The 18,071-nt window shown below is 63.7% G+C and carries 16 protein-coding genes; 15 read left to right on the top strand and 1 reads right to left on the bottom strand.

The window, feature by feature from the left end:
* Positions 1-77 precede the first annotated feature (77 nt).
* Positions 78-743 carry a DUF2306 domain-containing protein gene (locus ACQY5P_RS06910; protein WP_428410002.1) on the bottom strand — a complete coding sequence of 222 codons (666 nt, stop codon included), beginning with the start codon at positions 741-743 and terminating at the stop codon, positions 78-80.
* A gap of 197 nt (positions 744-940) precedes the next feature.
* On the opposite strand from ACQY5P_RS06910, the gene ACQY5P_RS06905 reads away from it, so the two are divergent.
* From ACQY5P_RS06905 to ACQY5P_RS06835, 15 genes are all read left to right on the top strand, one after another.
* On the top strand, positions 941-1,873 hold the full coding sequence (locus ACQY5P_RS06905; protein ID WP_428410001.1) for a DnaJ C-terminal domain-containing protein: 933 nt from the start codon (positions 941-943) through the stop codon (positions 1,871-1,873).
* Positions 1,874-2,002: 129 nt separating this feature from the next.
* The gene (locus ACQY5P_RS06900; RefSeq protein ID WP_428410000.1) at positions 2,003-3,421 is read left to right on the top strand and encodes a hypothetical protein; all 1,419 of its coding nucleotides are present in this window, start codon (positions 2,003-2,005) and stop codon (positions 3,419-3,421) included.
* A gap of 69 nt (positions 3,422-3,490) precedes the next feature.
* Positions 3,491-4,690, top strand: a complete 1,200-nt coding sequence (locus tag ACQY5P_RS06895; protein WP_428409999.1) for a bifunctional alpha/beta hydrolase/OsmC family protein — start codon at positions 3,491-3,493, stop codon at positions 4,688-4,690.
* A 116-nt stretch (positions 4,691-4,806) separates the two neighbouring features.
* Entirely contained in the window at positions 4,807-6,327 is a 1,521-nt protein-coding gene (locus ACQY5P_RS06890; protein WP_428409998.1) for a Do family serine endopeptidase, read from the top strand.
* An 86-nt stretch (positions 6,328-6,413) separates the two neighbouring features.
* Positions 6,414-7,097, top strand: coding sequence for a response regulator transcription factor (locus ACQY5P_RS06885; protein ID WP_428409997.1), 684 nt, complete (start codon positions 6,414-6,416; stop codon positions 7,095-7,097).
* Positions 7,098-7,104: 7 nt separating this feature from the next.
* A complete protein-coding gene (locus tag ACQY5P_RS06880) occupies positions 7,105-8,529 on the top strand; it encodes an ATP-binding protein (RefSeq protein WP_428409996.1) in 1,425 nt (474 codons plus the stop codon).
* 25 nt (positions 8,530-8,554) lie between these two features.
* Complete coding sequence (locus ACQY5P_RS06875) at positions 8,555-8,839, top strand: HU family DNA-binding protein (RefSeq protein ID WP_428409995.1); 285 nt, start codon at positions 8,555-8,557, stop codon at positions 8,837-8,839.
* A gap of 93 nt (positions 8,840-8,932) precedes the next feature.
* The gene (locus tag ACQY5P_RS06870) at positions 8,933-11,803 is read left to right on the top strand and encodes a bifunctional [glutamine synthetase] adenylyltransferase/[glutamine synthetase]-adenylyl-L-tyrosine phosphorylase (RefSeq protein ID WP_428409994.1); all 2,871 of its coding nucleotides are present in this window, start codon (positions 8,933-8,935) and stop codon (positions 11,801-11,803) included.
* Between the two features lie 37 nt (positions 11,804-11,840).
* Complete coding sequence (locus ACQY5P_RS06865; protein ID WP_428409993.1) at positions 11,841-13,169, top strand: hypothetical protein; 1,329 nt, start codon at positions 11,841-11,843, stop codon at positions 13,167-13,169.
* Positions 13,162-14,760: a phytoene desaturase family protein gene (locus tag ACQY5P_RS06860; protein ID WP_428409992.1), complete on the top strand. Its 1,599-nt coding sequence runs from the start codon at positions 13,162-13,164 to the stop codon at positions 14,758-14,760. The genes ACQY5P_RS06865 and ACQY5P_RS06860 overlap by 8 nt, the downstream gene beginning before the upstream one ends.
* Positions 14,757-15,926, top strand: a complete 1,170-nt coding sequence (locus ACQY5P_RS06855) for a glycine cleavage T C-terminal barrel domain-containing protein (protein ID WP_428409991.1) — start codon at positions 14,757-14,759, stop codon at positions 15,924-15,926. The genes ACQY5P_RS06860 and ACQY5P_RS06855 overlap by 4 nt, the downstream gene beginning before the upstream one ends.
* A gap of 49 nt (positions 15,927-15,975) precedes the next feature.
* The gene (locus ACQY5P_RS06850; RefSeq protein ID WP_428409990.1) at positions 15,976-16,407 is read left to right on the top strand and encodes an EF-hand domain-containing protein; all 432 of its coding nucleotides are present in this window, start codon (positions 15,976-15,978) and stop codon (positions 16,405-16,407) included.
* 37 nt (positions 16,408-16,444) lie between these two features.
* Positions 16,445-17,074 (top strand): RNA polymerase sigma factor, encoded by a 630-nt coding sequence (locus ACQY5P_RS06845; RefSeq protein WP_428409989.1) that lies wholly within the window; start codon positions 16,445-16,447, stop codon positions 17,072-17,074.
* Positions 17,046-17,522 (top strand): hypothetical protein, encoded by a 477-nt coding sequence (locus ACQY5P_RS06840; RefSeq protein WP_428409988.1) that lies wholly within the window; start codon positions 17,046-17,048, stop codon positions 17,520-17,522. The genes ACQY5P_RS06845 and ACQY5P_RS06840 overlap by 29 nt, the downstream gene beginning before the upstream one ends.
* The gene (locus ACQY5P_RS06835) at positions 17,507-18,067 is read left to right on the top strand and encodes a periplasmic heavy metal sensor (RefSeq protein WP_428409987.1); all 561 of its coding nucleotides are present in this window, start codon (positions 17,507-17,509) and stop codon (positions 18,065-18,067) included. Before ACQY5P_RS06840 ends, ACQY5P_RS06835 begins: the two co-directional genes overlap by 16 nt.
* The last annotated feature ends 4 nt before the right edge of the window (positions 18,068-18,071 follow it).

Below are 18,071 nucleotides of genomic sequence, written 5' to 3'. Positions count from 1 at the left end.
ACCGCATATTCGCGCCAGGCCCAAAGCGCCCGCCGCATCGGGCCGCCCCTTTTCCCGAACCGCTCGCCGCAAGTCCTTCAGGCGCGGGGCGCGACACGGGCCCCGGCTTTCCACTGCAGCGCGATTTCGCAGAGGAAAATCGGCACGATCCAGGAAAGCCAGACCGCCGCCGAGCCGTCTCCGAGCGAGGCCATGGCGGGCTGGGTCGCCAGCAGGCGGCAGAGGACAAAGGACCAGGTCAGCACGTAAGAACGGATCATCCATTGCCTGTGCTGGTCGAACCGCTTGTTGCGCGCGGCCCGGAAGGCGAGTGCGGCTGCGGCGAGCCACGCCGAGCCGAGCATGGCGAGGGACCAGCTCACATCGCTGACGGCGAGAAGATCGATGGCGAAGCCCGGCGTTTCCGCATGCACCGGCGCCAAAGCGAGATAAATGGCGCTCGATGCCGCCAGCGTTCCGCCGCCGAGATAGAGATAACCGATCTGCCGGTGCCAGCGGAAAAACCGCCGCGATGCGCCCACATAAAGATTGGCCGCGCCGAGAAACAGCATCAGCGTGCCGCCGATCATATGGGCGTAGACGAAGCCGAAATGTGCCGCATGATTTTTCGCGGCCGCAAATGTAATGACCGGAGCTGCGATCAGAAACCAGGCCAGGACGCCTGTGGCGACCGCAAGAACGAGGAGGATGCCGCTCATGGAGACGGCCGATCTGCGGCGAACGCCCGGCATTACGCGGTCCATGGAAGCGCCCTGTATAAAGACGGGCCTCTTTACACCGGCCCAAGAAGCCCCGCCAGCCGCCCCGCCCCCGGGACTGCTAAATTCTCCCCCTCTAAATTAACGCTAAACTCTTCATTTCCGGGGAAAATCACCTATCTCTATCGCGGCGGGGCGAATTGCGCCCTATTGGAAAGGTTTAACAGGGACTTAACGGGCCTATGGCGCGGAACCCTTATATTGTGCTGGGCCTCAGCCCGAAGGCGACGGACGCGGAGATCCGCTCCGCCTTCCGTCAGCTCGCCAAGAAATACCATCCCGACCGCAATCCGGACGATAAAAAGGCCGAAGACAAGTTCAAGGAAGTCTCCGCGGCCTTCGACATTCTCGGCGATTCCGAACGGCGCAAGAAATACGACCGCGGCGAGATCGACGATGACGGGCGCGAACGTCCGAACCCGTTCCATCAATGGACCCAGCGCGAAGGCGCGGGCGCCGGTCAGCGCACCTATTCATCGGGTCCGGGCGGCGGTCCCGGCGCGGGCGCCTCGTTCGAAGATCTCTCTGACATTTTCTCCGACATTTTCGGCGCGCGTCAGGCGCGCGCGCAACACAGCGCGCCGTCGCGGGGCCGCGATGTGCGCTATCGCCTCGAGGTCGACTTTCTCGACGCCGTCAACGGCGCGAAGAAACGCGTCACCATGCCTGACGGCAAGACCCTCGACCTCGCCATTCCGGCGGGGCTCGAAGACGGCCAGACCCTGCGTCTCAAAGGCCAGGGTGAAAAAGGCGCCGGCGGTCCCGGCGATGTCTATGTGGAAGTGAAGGTTAAGACGCACCCGCTGTTCGAGCGCAAGGGCGACGACATCCATATCGAATCGCCGATTACGCTTAAGGAAGCCGTGCTCGGCGGCAAGATCACCGCGCCGACGATTGCGGGCGACGTCTCCGTCAATGTGCCGAAAAATTCGAGCTCCGGAACGGTGCTGCGCCTCAAGGGCCGGGGCGCGCCGAAAAAGTCCGGGGGCGCGGGCGATCAGTATGTGAAGTTGAAAATCGTCCTGCCCGAAGGGGGCGACAAGGATCTCGAAGAATTCGTCAAGAAATGGAAGGGTGCAGACCAGAAGGGGCGCAAGGATTACGCAGGCGCCTGATCTTTCCGGCGGGCTTTCTTAACCAGCGCATTTGACCGGGCGGTGGTTCAATCGTACGAGTAAGGACGATTGAAGGCGGGGTCGGCTCCGGTTAAGCGGTGGATCAGGCAACCGGGCCGAGCGAGTATCATGGGACTGTCACAACGCAAACGCGAACGCCTGGGCGCCTTTCTGGGCGAGCTTCCGGTTGCGGCGGCGGTGAAGCTGTTTGCCGCCATCGAGGCCGACCGCGAAGCTGGCGGAAAAGGCCTGCCCCATGACGCGCTCCTCGACGATTTGCGGCGCAAGCTGCGCGAACGCGGCGCAACGCCTGTACGGCGCCCGACCGCCAAGCGGACTTTCTTCGAGCCCTTCGAGGATTTTTTCATCAGCATAAGGAGCGGCAAGAAGCGCAGGGCGCAAATCGCGCGCACCTCGCTCGATCCCATCTGGCGGGTGATGATGACCGACCCCGCGCTGACCGAGACCGCCATGGCCGCCGCCGCGCTTGACGACGCCTATCGCGGCGATGGCGATGTGAAGCAGCTTGAGCGCTCGCTTTTCCTTTCGGCGGAGGCGGGGCTGTCGCGCCTCGCCGCGCGGGTCAAGGAGAGTGAAGCGGCGCGGGCGAGCTTGCAAGAAGCTCTTGGCGGCGAAGACGCGCTCGCCGATTTCGGCGAGATCCGGCATCTGATGGAGGCCGCGGAAGCCTTGCGCACGCTGCGCGTCGTCGTGCCGTCGCATTCTCCGTCGCTCAACGAAGAACAGATTTACGATCTCCGTCAGCTCTTTCTCTCCGTCTACGAACAATCACCGTCGATTGCGGGCTATCTCCTCTTGGCGCTGAAAGGCCGGCTCGAAGCGCCCTGGCGCGCGCTCGGCGTTTATTATCATCTCGCGCAGAGCGCTGATGAGCGGCTGATGCCGGCGCGGGAAACCGTGATGGCGCTTCCCGAAAGCCTTTTTGAAGACTTGGAAGCCATCGCCCGGGCGCTTGAAAAAGCCGGGGGCGGCGATCTCGACGTACAGAGCGCCAAAGCGCGCCTCGGCTGGTTCATCGACTATGCGGACGGCCTTGCGCGCCATGCGCAGAAGGCCGGCGACAATGTCTTTTTGAACCGCATCGAAGCCTGCCGCGACATTGCGGGCGAAGCCCATGCGCGGTTCGTGGAGCAGGCGCTCGCCGCCATGCGCGCCGCCCTGCCGGTTCGGGACTCCCGCGGGTCGAGCCGGCTCGCGGCGCCAAGACCCGATTATTCGAGAACCGTGGCGCCTGGCGTCCTCGCCGACGCCAGGACGGCCGTGGCGCTCCTCGTCGAGGCGCCGGCGGGCGCGCGCCGTCTCGGGGCCGATCCGGGGCTTGCTGAAAAAGTGCTTGAAGACGCCTCGAAACACGCGCTCACCTACGCCAACGATCTCGTGGCGGAAATCCGCGCCGCAGAAGGCGCTGACCGCGCGGCCGCGCGAACGCTGCTTGAGCAGACCATGTCGGTCATCGACCCCTTGCTCGATCGTGATCAGGCGGGGCTGATCCGTGATCGCGCCGCGGCTGCAGCGGTGACGGTTTAGGGATTAGGTATTCAGCATTGGGGACTGGTATGCTTGCCTGATCCCCAGTCCCGAATCCCTGAGGAGCTCATGACCGGCGAAACCACCAAAACCGAATTCAAAACCGCCGGCGGCGAAACACTCGCCGCGGCGCTCGACCTGCCGTCGAAACCGCGCGCCTATGCGCTTTTCGCGCATTGTTTTTCCTGCTCGAAAGACATCAAGGCGGCCCGCGAGATTGCGCGGGCGCTGCGGGCCGAAGGCTTCGCGGTGATGCGCTTCGATTTCACCGGGCTCGGCGCATCGGAAGGCGACTTCGCCAACACCAATTTCTCCTCCAATGTGGACGATCTTGTCGCGGCGGCGGATTTCCTGCGCGAGACTTATGAAGCGCCGTCGATCCTGATTGGTCACTCCCTCGGCGGCGCGGCGGCGATTGTCGCGGCGACGCGCATTCCGGAAGTGAAAGGCGTTGCGACCATCGGCGCGCCGGCGGAAGCCGATCATGTCGCCATGCAGATCGCCGAACATCGCGAGGAAATCGAAAAGAAAGGCGTTGCGACGGTGAAGCTCGCCGGCCGGCCCTTCACCATCAAGAAACAGTTTCTCGACGATCTCGAAAGACAGGATGTCCTTGCCTGCGCGGCGAAACTGAAGAAACCGCTGCTCATCATGCATGCGCCGCTGGATCAAACTGTCGGCGTCGATAACGCCACGCGGATTTTCGTGGCCGCGAAACATCCGAAAAGCTTTGTCAGCCTCGACACCGCGGATCACCTTTTATCGGACCCGGACGATGCGCGCTACGCCGCCTCGGTGCTCGCCGCCTGGGCCGGGCGCTATATCGGCGCCGCGCCCCATGCGCTGGCGACCTCGATGGCGCAGCCTTATCTGGGCGGGGCGCTCGCCCGCACGGTCGATGGCGAGCCTCTGGCTGTGGCGCTGTCCATTGACGGCCATCCCATGCTAATCGATGCGGGCGCCGAGGACGGCGGCTCCGGTCTTGGCCCCAATCCGACCCGCACGCTTGAGGGCGCGCTCGCCGCCTGCGGCGTCATGACCATCAAGATGTATGCCCGCCGCAAGAAATGGGACGTCCGGGCGGTGGAAATCCGCATCCGCCGTGGAGAGGCGGGCGACTCTCACGCCCCCAAAGTGCTGGAAAAGGAACTGCGCGTGGAAGGCGATCTCGACGAGGCGCAGCGCGCCCGGCTTCTCGAAATCGCCGATAAATGCCCGGTTCACCGCATGCTGACCGAAGGAGTAACCGTAAACTCCCGAATCGCTTGATATTTTTAACAATTTTTAATGTCGGGGGAACGCTTTCGCCGCACCCCCGTCAATATTAATTACACTATGGTCAATTGAAGCGGGGCGCGCTTCCGATGAAAAGGCAAAGAAGGATCATGACGTTGACGACACAGTATTTCCGAAAGTCAAAACTTCACCGCGCCGGCGTTCTTGCAGCAAGCGCCGCCGCCCTTGCGCTCAGCGCAGGGAGCATCGGCTTTACGGGCGCGCAGGCGCAGGCGCCGCGCCTGATGGCGCCGCCGCTCGCCGCCGACGGCACCCTTTCATTCGCCGATCTCGTCGAGCGCGTCAGCCCGGCGGTGGTGAGTGTTCTCGTCGAGCGCGAAGTCGACATGCGCCGCAACCTGCCGAGCGGACTTGAAGAGTTTTTCAATTTCCGTTTCGGCACGCCTGAAAATGACGGTCCCGGCGATTCCGACGGTTTCGGTGATGAGGGCGTTCGCCGCATGGAGGCGCAAGGCTCCGGTTTCTTCATTGATCGCGAAGGGCATGTCGTCACCAACAATCATGTGGTGGAAGACGCCGACTCCGTGCGCATTCGTCTCGCCAATGGCGATGAAGTGGACGCGGAAGTCGTCGGGACGGATCCACTCACCGATCTCGCCGTCCTTAAAGTGAAGCCGCTGTCGAACCAGCCTTATGTAGACTTCGCGGATGATGTGAATCTGCGGGTCGGCGACTGGGTCGTCGCGGTGGGCAATCCCTTCGGTCTCGGCGGCACGGTGACGAGCGGCATCGTTTCGGCCATCGGCGGTCAGAACCGCGAGAACCAGTATCTCGATTTCATCCAGATCGACGCACCCATCAACCGCGGCAATTCCGGCGGCCCGACCTTCGACCTGAAAGGCCGCGTCGTCGGTGTAAACACCGCGATCTATTCGCCGACCGGCGCCAGCGTCGGCATCGGTTTTGCGATCCCGGCCCGGGTCGCCAAGGAAACCGTGGCGCAACTGATCGCCAATGGCTCCGTCACCCGCGGCTGGCTCGGCATTCAGCTTCAGGAAGTGACGACGGAAATCGCCGCGGCTATCGGTCTCGATAAAAAAGGCGGCGTCCTTGTCGCCGATGTCATCGACGGCACGCCCGCGCAGAAAGCCGGGCTTCAGGATGGCGACGTCATTCTCGGCATCGCCGGCGCCGATGTGACGAGCGCCAACGAGCTCTCGCGCCGCGTCGCCTCTTATCCGCCCGGCGAAAAAGTCGATCTCAAAGTTCAGCGCGACGGCAAGATCCGCAATATCAAGGTGACCCTCGGCCAGCGCGATGCGGAAACCGAACTGGCGAACAATGATGTTCCGTCCAATGACAATGACAGCCTTGCGGCGGATGTGGGTGTGCGCGTCGCCGATCTTAACGACACGTTGCGCCAGCAGTTTCGTGTCCCGGACAGCGTCAACGGCGTTGTGGTGACGGCGGTGCGCCCCGGCAGCCCAGCAGAGGATGCAGGGCTTGCGCCCGGCGTTGTCATTCTACAGCTTGATGGCGAACAGGTGCGGTCCGGCGACGATCTGCGCTCGAAAATTTCGAACGCCAAGAAGGCCGGCAAGGATGCGGTCCTGTTGCGCATGCAGCTTGGACAGAACCGCCAGTTCGGCGCCCTGTCGCTCGACGACTAGCGCCCGTGATGAGTTTTCCGGCGGCGCTCCCGCATCCCGGCGGCGCCGCCGTTTTGCATCTAGTGAAATCAGGCTAAGGTGGCCCCATGCGAATTTTATTGGTTGAAGACGATGCGGAGGCGGCGGCCTATGTCGCCAAGGGCCTGCGCGAGGCGGGACATGTGGTGGACCACGCCCTCGACGGCGAGAGCGGCCTCAACATGGCGACAGCGGGCGGGTACGACGCTTATGTGATCGACCGCATGCTGCCGAAAATGGACGGGCTGTCGCTTCTCTCCAACCGCCGCGGCGACGGCGATGTCACGCCGGCCCTGTTTCTGTCGGCGCTGGGCGAGGTCGACGACCGGGTGTCGGGCCTCAAGGCTGGCGGTGACGATTATCTGGTGAAGCCCTACGCGTTTTCGGAATTGCTGGCGCGCATCGAGGCGCTGGGCCGGCGCCGCGCCACTGGCCCTCAGGAAGTGACGACCCGCTTCAAGGTCGGCGATCTCGAGCTCGACGTCTTAACGCGCACGGTGCGCCGCGCCGAACGCAAGATCGATCTTCAGCCGCGGGAGTTCCGGCTGCTCGAATATCTCATGCGCCATGCAGGCCAAGTGGTGACGCGCACCATGCTGCTTGAGAATGTGTGGGAATATCACTTCGATCCGCAGACCAATGTGATCGACGTTCACATCTCCCGTCTGCGCGCGAAGATCGACAAGGACTTCGACAAACCGCTTCTGAAAACCATCCGCGGTGCGGGATACCGGCTCTCCGACGCCGACTAGGACTTCCATGCTCCGCATTCTCCGCACGACATCTTTCCGCTTCACGCTGATCTATGTCGTGCTTTTTGCGGGCGCGGTGGCGCTTCTCGGCGCCTATCTTTACAACGCCACTTTCGGCGAGGCGGCGAAACAAACAGACGATGTCATCGACAGCGAGATCGGTGTTCTAGCGGACCTTTTTTCGACCAGCGGTTCTGGGATGCTCACCCGCGTCATCCGCCAGCGCACAGCGTGGTCGGACGACGCCATCTATATGCTCATCGGGGCGCCGTCGGGCGCAGTGCTGGCGGGGAACCTCACCGCGCTGCCGCCGGAAGCGCTGACCGCCGAGGGAGATTTCTTCAACTTCAAATTCGAAAAGCCGCTGCTCGATGCGGCGGGCCGCGAGATCGGCATCCAGCAGCGTGAGGCCCGGGGCAAGATGATGCGCTTCCGCGCATCGCCCGAAGCCGAGCAATCTTATCTTGTCGTCGTCGCGCGCGATGTGGCGAGCCGCGAATTCCTCCGCCAGCGCTCGCAAAGCGTCGTCATGCGCGCCGCCATGGTGACCATTGCTCTCGGCGTTGTCGTGGGGCTCATCTTTTCGCGCTCGCTGTTACGGCGTGTCGAAGTCGTCAACAAAACGGCGCGGGCGATCCGCGGCGGCGATCTTTCCCAGCGCATCCCGACGACCGGCGCGGGCGACGAACTCGACGATCTCGGCCGCAACCTCAACGCCATGCTCGACCAGATCGAACGGCTGATGGCGGGGATGCGCGAGGTTTCCGATAATATCGCCCACGATCTGCGCTCGCCTTTGACGCGCATGCGGAACCGTCTCAATGCTGCGGTCGACGGCGATAGCGCCTCGAAGGAAGAGGCGTTGCGCGCGACCATCGACGATACGGAGAAAATGCTGGCGACGTTCAATGCGCTCCTCTCCATTGCGCGCATCCAGTCGGGCGAGGGCGCCGGCGCCATGGCGCCCATCGACATCGTCGCCATCGCCGAGGAGATGGCGGAGCTTTACGAACCGGCGGCGCAGGATGCCGGCTTCGATTTCAACTTCATCACCGCGCCGACCCCGCCCGTCAAAGGCTCGCGCGAACTTGTCAGCCAGGCGATCGCCAACTTCCTCGACAATGCGTTGAAATACGCCGAGGGCGGCACGCGCATCGAACTGAAAGTCGGCCCCGCCAAAGACGGCGGCGCCATGCTGTCCGTCGCCGATGACGGACCGGGCGTCCCGCCGGAGAATCGGGACCGCGTGCTTGAACGTTTCGTGCGCCTCGAACAAAGCCGTTCGACCCCGGGCTCCGGTCTCGGCCTGTCGCTTGTTTCCGCCATTGCCCGCGCTCATGGCGCGACGCTTGAGCTGCAGGACGGACTCAAACACAAAAACGACGACGGCTGCGGCTTGCGCATCGTCATGACCTTCGCGCTGGCGGACTGACCATCACCCACCTGAAAGGAGACCCATGAGCAAAGCTGAATTCATCGCCAATGTCGCGGAAGCCGGCGGTCTGACCAATGCCGAAGCCAAGCGCGTGGTTGAGCTCGTCTTCGGCGAAATTGAAAACGGCCTCAAGCGCGCGCGCAAGGACGGCAAATATACGATCGGGACATTCGGCACCTTTACGATTTCCAAACGGCCCGCGCGCACGGGCCGTAATCCGCGCACTGGCGAGGAAATCGAGATCAAGGCGTCGCGGTCCTTGCGCTTTCGCCCGTCCTCGGCCTTGAAAGAAGCGGCGGGCTGTTAGGCAGAAATTGATCCGTATCAATTTCTTCTATCGATTGGCTTTGCAGTTCTTTTCGCTAGATTTTTTAACCGCGCCAGTGGCATTTTGCATATTATGAAACGCCTTTCGGACATCATCGCCGGCGCACCGGATGCGTATGACCGGGAAGCGGCGGAGCATTTCGCCGAAGAGGCGGGCGCGGATTTTTCAGCCCTTCCAGAGGCCGCGCAGGAACTTCTCAAAGGCGCCGCGGGGTGTTCGCCTTATCTGCGCCGTCTCGCGCTGAAGAGGAAAGCCGATCTCACGGCGCTCTTCGCGGCGCCGCCGGAGGAAACGCTGTCCCGCGTCATCAAGGATGCGCAGAACGCCGCCTTGTTGGAGAGCCCCGATGAACAGATCAAAGCGCTGCGCCTCGCCAAGCAGGAAGCGGCGCTGCTGATTGCATTAAGCGACATCGGCGGCGCCTGGGGCGTCATGCAGACGACCAAAGCTCTCTCGGAATTCGCCGACGCCGCCATCGAAGGCGCGCTTGCGGGCGCCATCGCCCGCTCGCCTCTCGAAAGCGCGCAAGGGCTCGTCATTCTCGCCATGGGCAAGCACGGCGCCTTCGAACTCAATTATTCGAGCGACGTCGATCTCGTTGTGCTGTTCGATCCGGGCCGCATGGGATTTGACGACCGGCACCTGGCGCAAAAACACGCCGTCGCGGTGACGCGCGACGTCATCAACCTGATGCAGACGCAGACGGCGGACGGCTATGTCTTCCGTACGGATTTACGTCTTCGCCCCGATCCGGGCGTGACGGCGCTCGCTGTGACGGTGAGCGCGGCAGAATCCTATTACGAGGCTTTCGGCCAGAACTGGGAGCGGATGGCCTTCATCAAGGCGCGGCCATGCGCCGGCGACATCGCGCTTGGCGAAGAATTTTTAAGAACGCTCCGGCCTTTCATCTGGCGCAAATATCTCGACTTCGCCGCCATTGAGGACGTGCATGCGGTGAAGCGCCAGATGCACAGCGCCAAAGGCGGCGGCGAGATCGCGTTTGAAGGCCACGACGTCAAGCTTGGCCGCGGCGGCATCCGCGAGATCGAATTCTATGCGCAGACGCAGCAGCTCATTCTCGGCGGCAAGGATGAAAGTTTGCGTCAGCGCGCAACACTCGATGCGCTGTCGGCGCTTACGGAGGCGGGCGCCATCGAAGCGGCGGATCGCGACGCGTTGAGCGAGGCCTATCTCTATCTTCGCCATGTGGAGCACCGGCTGCAGATGGTGAATGACGAACAGACCCATCGCATTCCCGCCGCCAAAGAAGACATCGACCGCGTCGCCATCTTCACCGGCGCTGCCGCCGCCGGCGATTTCCGCACGAAGCTGATCTCCACGCTGGAAGAGGTGGGCGCGCGCTATGACGCCTTGTTTGAAACCGCGGACGATCCGGAATCGCGGCTGGGGCCGCTTGTGTTTACGGGCGTCGAGCCGCATCCGGCGACCATGGAGACGCTGGAAAGGCTCGGCTTTCACCGTGCGCCCGAAGTGAGCGCCGCCATCATGCGCTGGCACAAGGGCGGCCTGCGCGCCACGCGCACCGAACGTTCGCGCGTGCTTTTGACCAAGCTCGTGCCGCCGTTGCTTGAGGCCCTCGCCAAGGCGGGCGACGCGTCCGATGAAGCGTTTTTCGCCTTTGAGGATTTTCTGGCGCGTCTGCCCGCGGGCGTTCAGGTTTTTTCGCTGCTTCTTAACAACCTTGAAATCTTCGACGCGCTTATTCGCATCATGACGATTTCGCCTTATCTTGGTCGCGAGTTTTCAAAACATCTCAATCTTGTGGAGCGGCTTCTCGACAATCGCTGGTCGGAACCGCCGCCCGATATTGAGACGTATGAACCGGCTTGCCGCGAGATAGCCGAAAGGGCGCGCGACTATGAAGGCGTGCTCAACGCAGTGCGCCGCTGGGCGGGCGAAGAGAAGTTCCAGATCACAGCGCAGCTCGCTGTCGGCATGCTGCCCGCAGGAGTGGCGTCGCGGCATTTCACGGCGATCGCTGACGCGTCCATCCGCGTGCTGGTCGATGCGACCATCGAGGAGATGCGCAGCCAGCACGGCGTCATTGACGGCGAGTTCGTGGTGGTGGGGCTCGGGCGCCTCGGCGCCGGGGAAATGACCGCGACGTCCGATATCGATCTCATGTTCATTTACGATGCGCCGCCTGATGCGCAGTCTGACGGGGCGCGCTCTCTCGGCGCCGTGGAGTATTTCACCCGGCTGGTGCGCCGCTGCGTCACCGCGCTCTCCGCCGCGACGGAGGAGGGGTCGCTTTACGAAGTCGACATGCAACTCCGGCCCTCGGGTAAGGCGGGCCCCGCGGCGGTGAGTCTCGCCGCCTTCCGGCGCTATTACGCCGAGGAGGCTTGGACCTGGGAGACGATGGCGCTGGTGAAGGCGCGGGTCATCGGTCCTGACGCCTCCCTCGCCGCAACGGTCGAGGAGGAGATCGCCGCTATTCTTTGCCGTCCGCGCGACCGGTCGGAAATCCGCGCCGACGCCGCCGCCATGCGGGCGCGTCTCGACGAGGCGAAACGTCCGGCTGGACCGTGGGACGTTAAGAATATGATGGGGGGTCTGACGGATATTGCGTTCATCTGTCAGGTGCTCACCCTCGCGAGCTCGGGCGGCGCGGAACGCCCGCCCCGCGCGGTCGCCAAGGCGCTCCCCTGGTTTGCGAAGAGGGGCGAACTGGCGCAGGAAGACGCGGAAAAGTTAATGGCGGCGCACGGGGTCTTTGAAGCGGTGTTGCAGGCGAGCCGGGCGGCGCTGGGCGGGCTGTTTTCGCCCGATAAAGCGGGTGAGGCTTTATGTGCGCGGATGGCGTCCGTATGCGGAGAAGATTCGATTGTAAACGCGGAACGGAAATTGCTGCATTTGGCGGCGCAGACGTCCGGCCTGTTTACCATGATTGTCGGCGAGCGGCGCGCCCGGCCAGCGTAAACGGCCGGGGAGGCAATGGGAAGGTTCGCGCGGAAGCATGAACGGGCAGTTTGATTTTCTGGTCATCGGCGATGACGAGGCAAGCCTTGCGGCCGCCGCCGCTGCGGCAAAGGCCCATGCAAGGGTCGCGCTGCTGACCAGCGCCGACCGGAAAAAGCGAAGCTGCGCCGCTGCGCCCGCCATTGCGAATTTCGTCTGGCGGCGCCTTGAATTGCAGGATTACGATCTGGCGCTGGAGCCCGTCAGCGCGCGGATTACGCTGCTGAAAGACGGTGCGCCGGTCGCGACTTACGCCAGCGCGCGCGAGACAACGGAAAAACTCGCGGAAAAAGGCTCGCCCGATCATTTGCTCTGGCGCGATTTTCTGGATGACATGACGTCGCTTTCGGCGCCGCCGCCATACGCGCCGGCCGGTTATGAAAAAAACGGCGCCCCGGATATCAAGGCGTTCGCAGCGCTGCTGTCGGACCCCGCGCAACTCGAACACGCGGCGCGGCTCTTCGGGTCGTGCGAAGAGATGCTGACCGATTATTTTTCCGACGGCCGGCTGCGCGCGCATCTTGCGGCCCATGCGCTCGGCGCCGGCGGCTGGGGCGACAAAGAGGCCGGCTCTGCGCAGGCGCTCGCCGAATTCGCCGACGCGGATGCGTGGCGCGTGCGCGCGCCACGGGGCGGCGCCGCCTTGTCGGCGGTGCTTGAACAGGTTTGTCAGGACGCAGGCGTTGAGACGACGCACAAGAAGCCGGTTGAGGCGCTCGCCAACGGCAAGTTCGTGCAGGTGGCGTTCGAAGGCGAAGATAAAATCAAAGTGAAGCATATCTTCTTTGCGAGCCCCGCCGCCGCGCGCCAATGGGGCGTCGGGAATGTGCGCGGCGGGTTGGGGCATAGCGCAAATGCGGAGTTCGCCGTGCGGTTCAAACTGAGCGAAGGCGCAGAGCCGCCGCTGGGCGAGCCGGGCGCGATTTTCCAGGTGATCGACGAAGGCGGCGACATTCAAGCAGCGCGTGATGCGGCCATTGAAGGGCGTCTTTACGACCGCATGCCTGTGGAGTTCGAATTTTCCGGCAAAGGCGAAATCATCGCGCGGTCGGCCTATCTTCCCGCAGCCTTTTATGAAGACGGCGAATGGCGCGGCTGGACCGGACAGGACCGTCAGGCCGCAGCCTCCATCATCCGGGAAAGACTGTCGAGCCGCATGCCGGGCTTCGCCTCGCTTATCAAACGCACGGAAACGGAACTGTCGGCGCCGCCTTCCGCCGCGTCTCCCTTCGCCAATTGCGGGCGCGTCATCGTTCAGCCCCATCGCCACAACGCCATCTCGGCGGCGGTGAAACTCATCGACAAGGTGATGGCCGGCGATGAATAATCCGCTCGACGCCAAGAATGAGAACAAGAGCGCCCATCGCATCGAGGGCGGCATCGACGCCGTCGTCATCGGCGCTGGCGCCGACGGGCTTGCGGCGAGCGCTTATCTCGGCAAGGCGGGCTTGCGCACGGTGCTGGTGGGCGCCGGTCCTGAAATCGGCGGGCGCGTCGCCGCACGCGAAATCGCGCCGGGCGTCGAGGGCGTAGACGGCGAACATCTCATCACCGTGCTCGATCCTGAGGTCATCGCCGAACTCGATCTCTATCGTCACGGCGTGGAGTTTGCGGCGCGCCGCCTCGACACGACGTACTTTTTTGACAACGGCGCCGTCTTGCGTTTCGACGGCGATCTGACGCAGGCGGCGCTTCTCAATCTCGACGACGACAGCGACCGCGAAGCCCTTGAAGCATTCATGGGCGACGTTCTGGAAACCGCGGCTTTCCTGCGCCCCGCCTTCAACGGCGGCGGATATGCCGGCGCCGGCGGCAATCAGCAGCGCGCGCTCGAAAAAGCCATCGGTCAGGCGCCGCCGGAAATGGCGGCGCGCATTCAGCGTTATCTTTATGCAACCGCCGATGACGTCCTGCGCGCGCGTTTCGATGACGGCCAGCTTCGCACCTTGCTGCTGGCCGAGGCTTCTTTTCGCTCCGCCGCCGCGCCGCATGAGCCGTTCAGTTTCATGTCGCTTCTGCGCCGTTATGCGGGCGAGGCCGCGGGGCTTCAGGGCGCGGCGGCCTATCCCAAAGGCGGCGCCGTCTCGGTTATCGACGCGCTGCGCCGCGCAGCCCAGGCCGCGAAAGTCGACGTTCGCGCCGCCTCGCCGGTGAAGTCGATCCTGATCGAAGGCGACCGCGTCGCCGGGGTTGTGCTCGCCGATGGCGGCCAGTTGCGCGCCTCCATCGTCATCGCGGCGATCGACGCAGAACAGGCGTTCCAGAAAATGATCGGCCCCGGCGTTCTCGACATCGGGCTGCAACGTATCCTGACGTCGCGCCGTCCGGAAATTTCGACCGCACGGATGCAGATCATTTTGAAAGGCGTTGCGCAGGACGAGGCGACGCGGCGCAATATGATGCGCCGGCTTTTGTACGCACCGCCGCCTGAAGCCCTCTCGAAAGCGTTCATAGAGGCGCGCGCAGGCCGCGTGCCCGAACGCCTGATCGTCGAGGCGATTTTCCCGGCGGCGCTCGATGAGGGCGCAGCGCTCGACAAGCGGCAGATCATGTCTGTGATGGCGCATCCCTTGCCATTCGATGAAGCGCCCGATGAAAAGCGGCGCGAAGACATTCGCTCCGCCATCCTCAACTCCATCGAAATGTTTGCGGCCGGTTTCTCCGGCCGGATCGAGGTCAGTGATCTGAAGCTTGCGTGCGACGAGGCGCAAGCAGCGCGCGCCAGCGCCGGCGCCTATGCCGCAAAGCCAGGCATACTGCAGCAATGGGCGCTCGCCGCGGCGGTCACCGGGAGCCCCCGCATCAGCGGATTTTATTTCTGCGGACCGGAAGCGCAAATCGGCGCCGGGCTTTCCTGCGCCTCTGGCCGCGCCGCCGCCAAAGCGGCGCTCCGCGCCTATAAGAGAGGGGCGGCATGATTTTTCCTGCGGAAGATTTCTTCACCGACGCGCCGCGCCCGACGCCGCTCTTTTCCGCTGTGGCGACGCAAAGCGAGGCGAATCTGTGGACCACGGTCAATGGCTGGACGGCGGCGCGCGTCTATTCCTCCGTCTCCGGAGAATATGAAACGGCGAAATCGGGCGCTGCGCTTGCCGATCTCGGACCCCTTGCACGCTATGCCGTGCGTGGCGGTCAGGCGGCGGAGTTTCTCGGGCGTCTGACAACGGCGCCGGCGGTGTCTCTGCATGTAGGTGAAAGCGCGCGTGGGCTGATGCTCAATGACGCCGGTTACGTCATCGATCTTGCGGAGGTGTCGCGCCTTTCCGACGACCTATTCCTTCTCACCTTGCCGGCGCCCCATGCGCGCCATATCGCGCTCGCTTCGCGCGGCATGGATGTGGAGCCGAGCGACATTTCCGGCGAGGTTGCGGCGCTCGGCGTTTTCGGGCCGCAGACCGCGGGCGTTCTTTCCGCGTCAGGGTTGAAATCGGTCAATGAAACCATTGCCGCGTCCGGCGTCCTGCGCGGTGTTGAAACCGCGGCGCGGCCGATTCAGTTCGGCGCCATGCCCGGCGTCGAACTGATCTTTCCGAAAGAAGAGGCGCTGACCATCTGGGAACGGATCATGCGCCGCGGCGCTGGCGCGCCAATCGGGCTCGATGCGCTCGAGGTCCTGCGGCTCGAAGCGGGGGTGCCGCGCCCCGGCCTCGACTTCATGCCGGCGGGGAAAGCGGGCGCGAGCCCGCGGACGCCGGAAGAGCTGGGCCTCGCTCACCTGGCGCCGCTCGACAAAGGCTGGTTCAACGGCCGGCGCGCCCTGCAGGAACTGGCGGGCCGGCCCCGGCGGAGGCTCCGGGCCTTCGCCATCGACGCGGAAGAGGCCGCGCCCGGGGCGGCGGTTTTCTGCGACGGCAAGCCGCAAGGCCGGCTGACAAGCTGCGCCTGGTCGCCAGCCCGCAAAAGGGTCATCGCCTTCGCCGATATGGATGCCGCAAGCGCTGGAAATACCTATGAAATTTCCACTTCTGACCAGAATGGGCGGGTTTCCGCGGCGCGGCTCGAGACCGTGGAAAGCGCCCTCGCCAAGGCCTTTGTCGGGGAGCAGGGCCATATCCAGGGTTTGGCGACGGATTTCCGGCGCTGACCCGTTAAAGGGGTGCTGGAAGGCGAAAAAACCTGGAAAGGGAACCCCTATGAAGAAACTCATGATTGGCTCCATCGCCGCCGCGGGCGCAGCCCTGATCGCCGCGAGCGCGATGGCGGGCGAGGGCAAAGGAGAGGGCCGCTGGTCTGGCCACTGGGATCGCATGGACGTCAATGGCGACGGCGTTCTGACCGCCGACGAAATGTCCGAAAAGCACGCCCAGTTCATTGAAGACGCTGATGCGGATGGCGACGGCGCCGTGACGAAAGAAGAGATGAAAGCGTTCCATGAAGCCAAGCGTGCGGAATGGCGCGAGGCCCGCAATCCGGACAAGAACGGCGACGGCGTCGTCGACAAGACGGAATACATCAACGCGGCGCAGGAGCGCTTCGACAAGATGGACAAGGACGGCAACGGCGTTCTCAGTGAAGACGAACAGAAACGTCGCGGCCATCATGGCGGCCGTGGTAAGAAAGACTGATCGTCTCTAACTTTCCGGCGCTTGTGCGAGACTTGTCGTGCGGCGCCGGACAAATCGAACCGGCGCTTTCTTGAAGCAGGAAACGGACACTGATGAAGCGCTGGTGAGGCGCGCAGGTCTCGGCGACAGAGCCGCGGCGGCGCTGCTTGTGGAAAGGCATACGCGCATGATTTACGCCGCCAGCTATCGCATGTTGGGCTCCAAAGCCGCCGCCGAAGACGCGGTGCAGGAGACGTTTTTGCGGCTCTGGCGGCATGCGGCGAAGTGGAAGCCTCAAGGCGCGAAATTCGAAACCTGGCTTTACCGCGTCGCCATGAATATCTGCCTCGACCAGCTTCGCAAGTCGAAGCGCGAGGCGCCGGAAGACGCCGCGCCCGAAAGAGCCGATAGCGCCGACCGGCAGGACCAGGTGATTTTTGCAGCCGAACGGCGTTTCGCGATTGACGAAGCGCTCGACAAGCTGCCCGAACGGCAAAGGCTCGCCATCACGCTCTGCCATTATCAGGAGTTGAGCAATATCGAAGCGGCCGAAATTATGGAGATCAGCGTCGATGCGCTGGAATCGCTCTTGGCGCGGGGACGGCGCGCCTTGCGCGAAAGTCTCGCGCCCATGCGCGAGCATTTGATGGGGAAGATGGATGACGGACATGACGCCCATATCAACTGAACGGCTGGACGCGCTGCGTCACTGCGCCGATGCGTTCGGCGGGGATGTCGCGCGCTGGCCGGCGGAGCGCCGCGAGACCTTTGCGGATATCCTCGACGCCGATGAAGCGCAGGCGATTCTCGTCGAAGCGCGCGATCTTGACGGCTTTCTCAACGCCGCCACGGCGCCGCGCATGAGCGAAGATCTGACCAACCGCATCATGGCGGCGTATACAGCGCCGAAACCGCAAACGGGATTGTTCGATTTTCTGCGCGGCATCGCGCCGGTGATGCGGCTCGCACCGGCGGGCGTTCTTGCCGGGGTCGGCGCGCTCGGGATCGCGTCGGGCCTGATGAGCGCCTCGGCGCAGGATACATTGACGCCCGAATATGAAGCGCTCGCCTATATGGACGATCTCTCCCTCACAGCGCTCAACGAAAACGGAGGCATCGAATGGGACGCGGAGTAATCATCGGGCTTGCCGCCCTGTTGTTCGTCTCGGTCGGTCTCAATATTTTTGCGCTCGGCCATGTGTCGGGCCGGATGATCGCGGGGCCGCCGCCGATGCACCAGCCTGACGGCCGCCACGGTCCCCGCGGCGGGTTTGAAGACCCGTTCAAGATCATGCGCTATGCGGAGGATTTGTCGCCGGAGCTGCGCGACAAGTTCCGCGGCGCTTTCCGCGAACAGCTTCCCGCCATGCGCGAGACCCATCGCGAGATGGGCGCTCTGCGGCGCGAGCTTGGCGTGTTGATGAGCGCTGAGGAATGGGATGACGCGGCGATCGAGGCGAAGCTCGATGAAATCCGCGCGGTTCAGGAGAGCCAGTATGATGCGTTCAACGACGCTTTCATCGGCGCCTTCAAAAGCCTGCCGGCGGCGGAGCGCAAGCGTCTGATCGATACGGCGAATGAACGCCGTGCGGAACTGCGAAAACGCTGGAAAGACCGGCGGGAAGAGCGGCGCGGACCGCCGCCTGACGACGCGCCGCCGCCGCCACCTGAAGAAGACTAAGTTC

The organism is Hyphococcus sp. (assembly GCF_965267305.1).
In the GTDB taxonomy this organism is placed as follows: domain Bacteria; phylum Pseudomonadota; class Alphaproteobacteria; order Caulobacterales; family Parvularculaceae; genus Hyphococcus.
The sequence above is the reverse complement of the archived record's forward strand: the minus strand, read 5'-3'. Positions and strand labels throughout refer to the sequence as shown.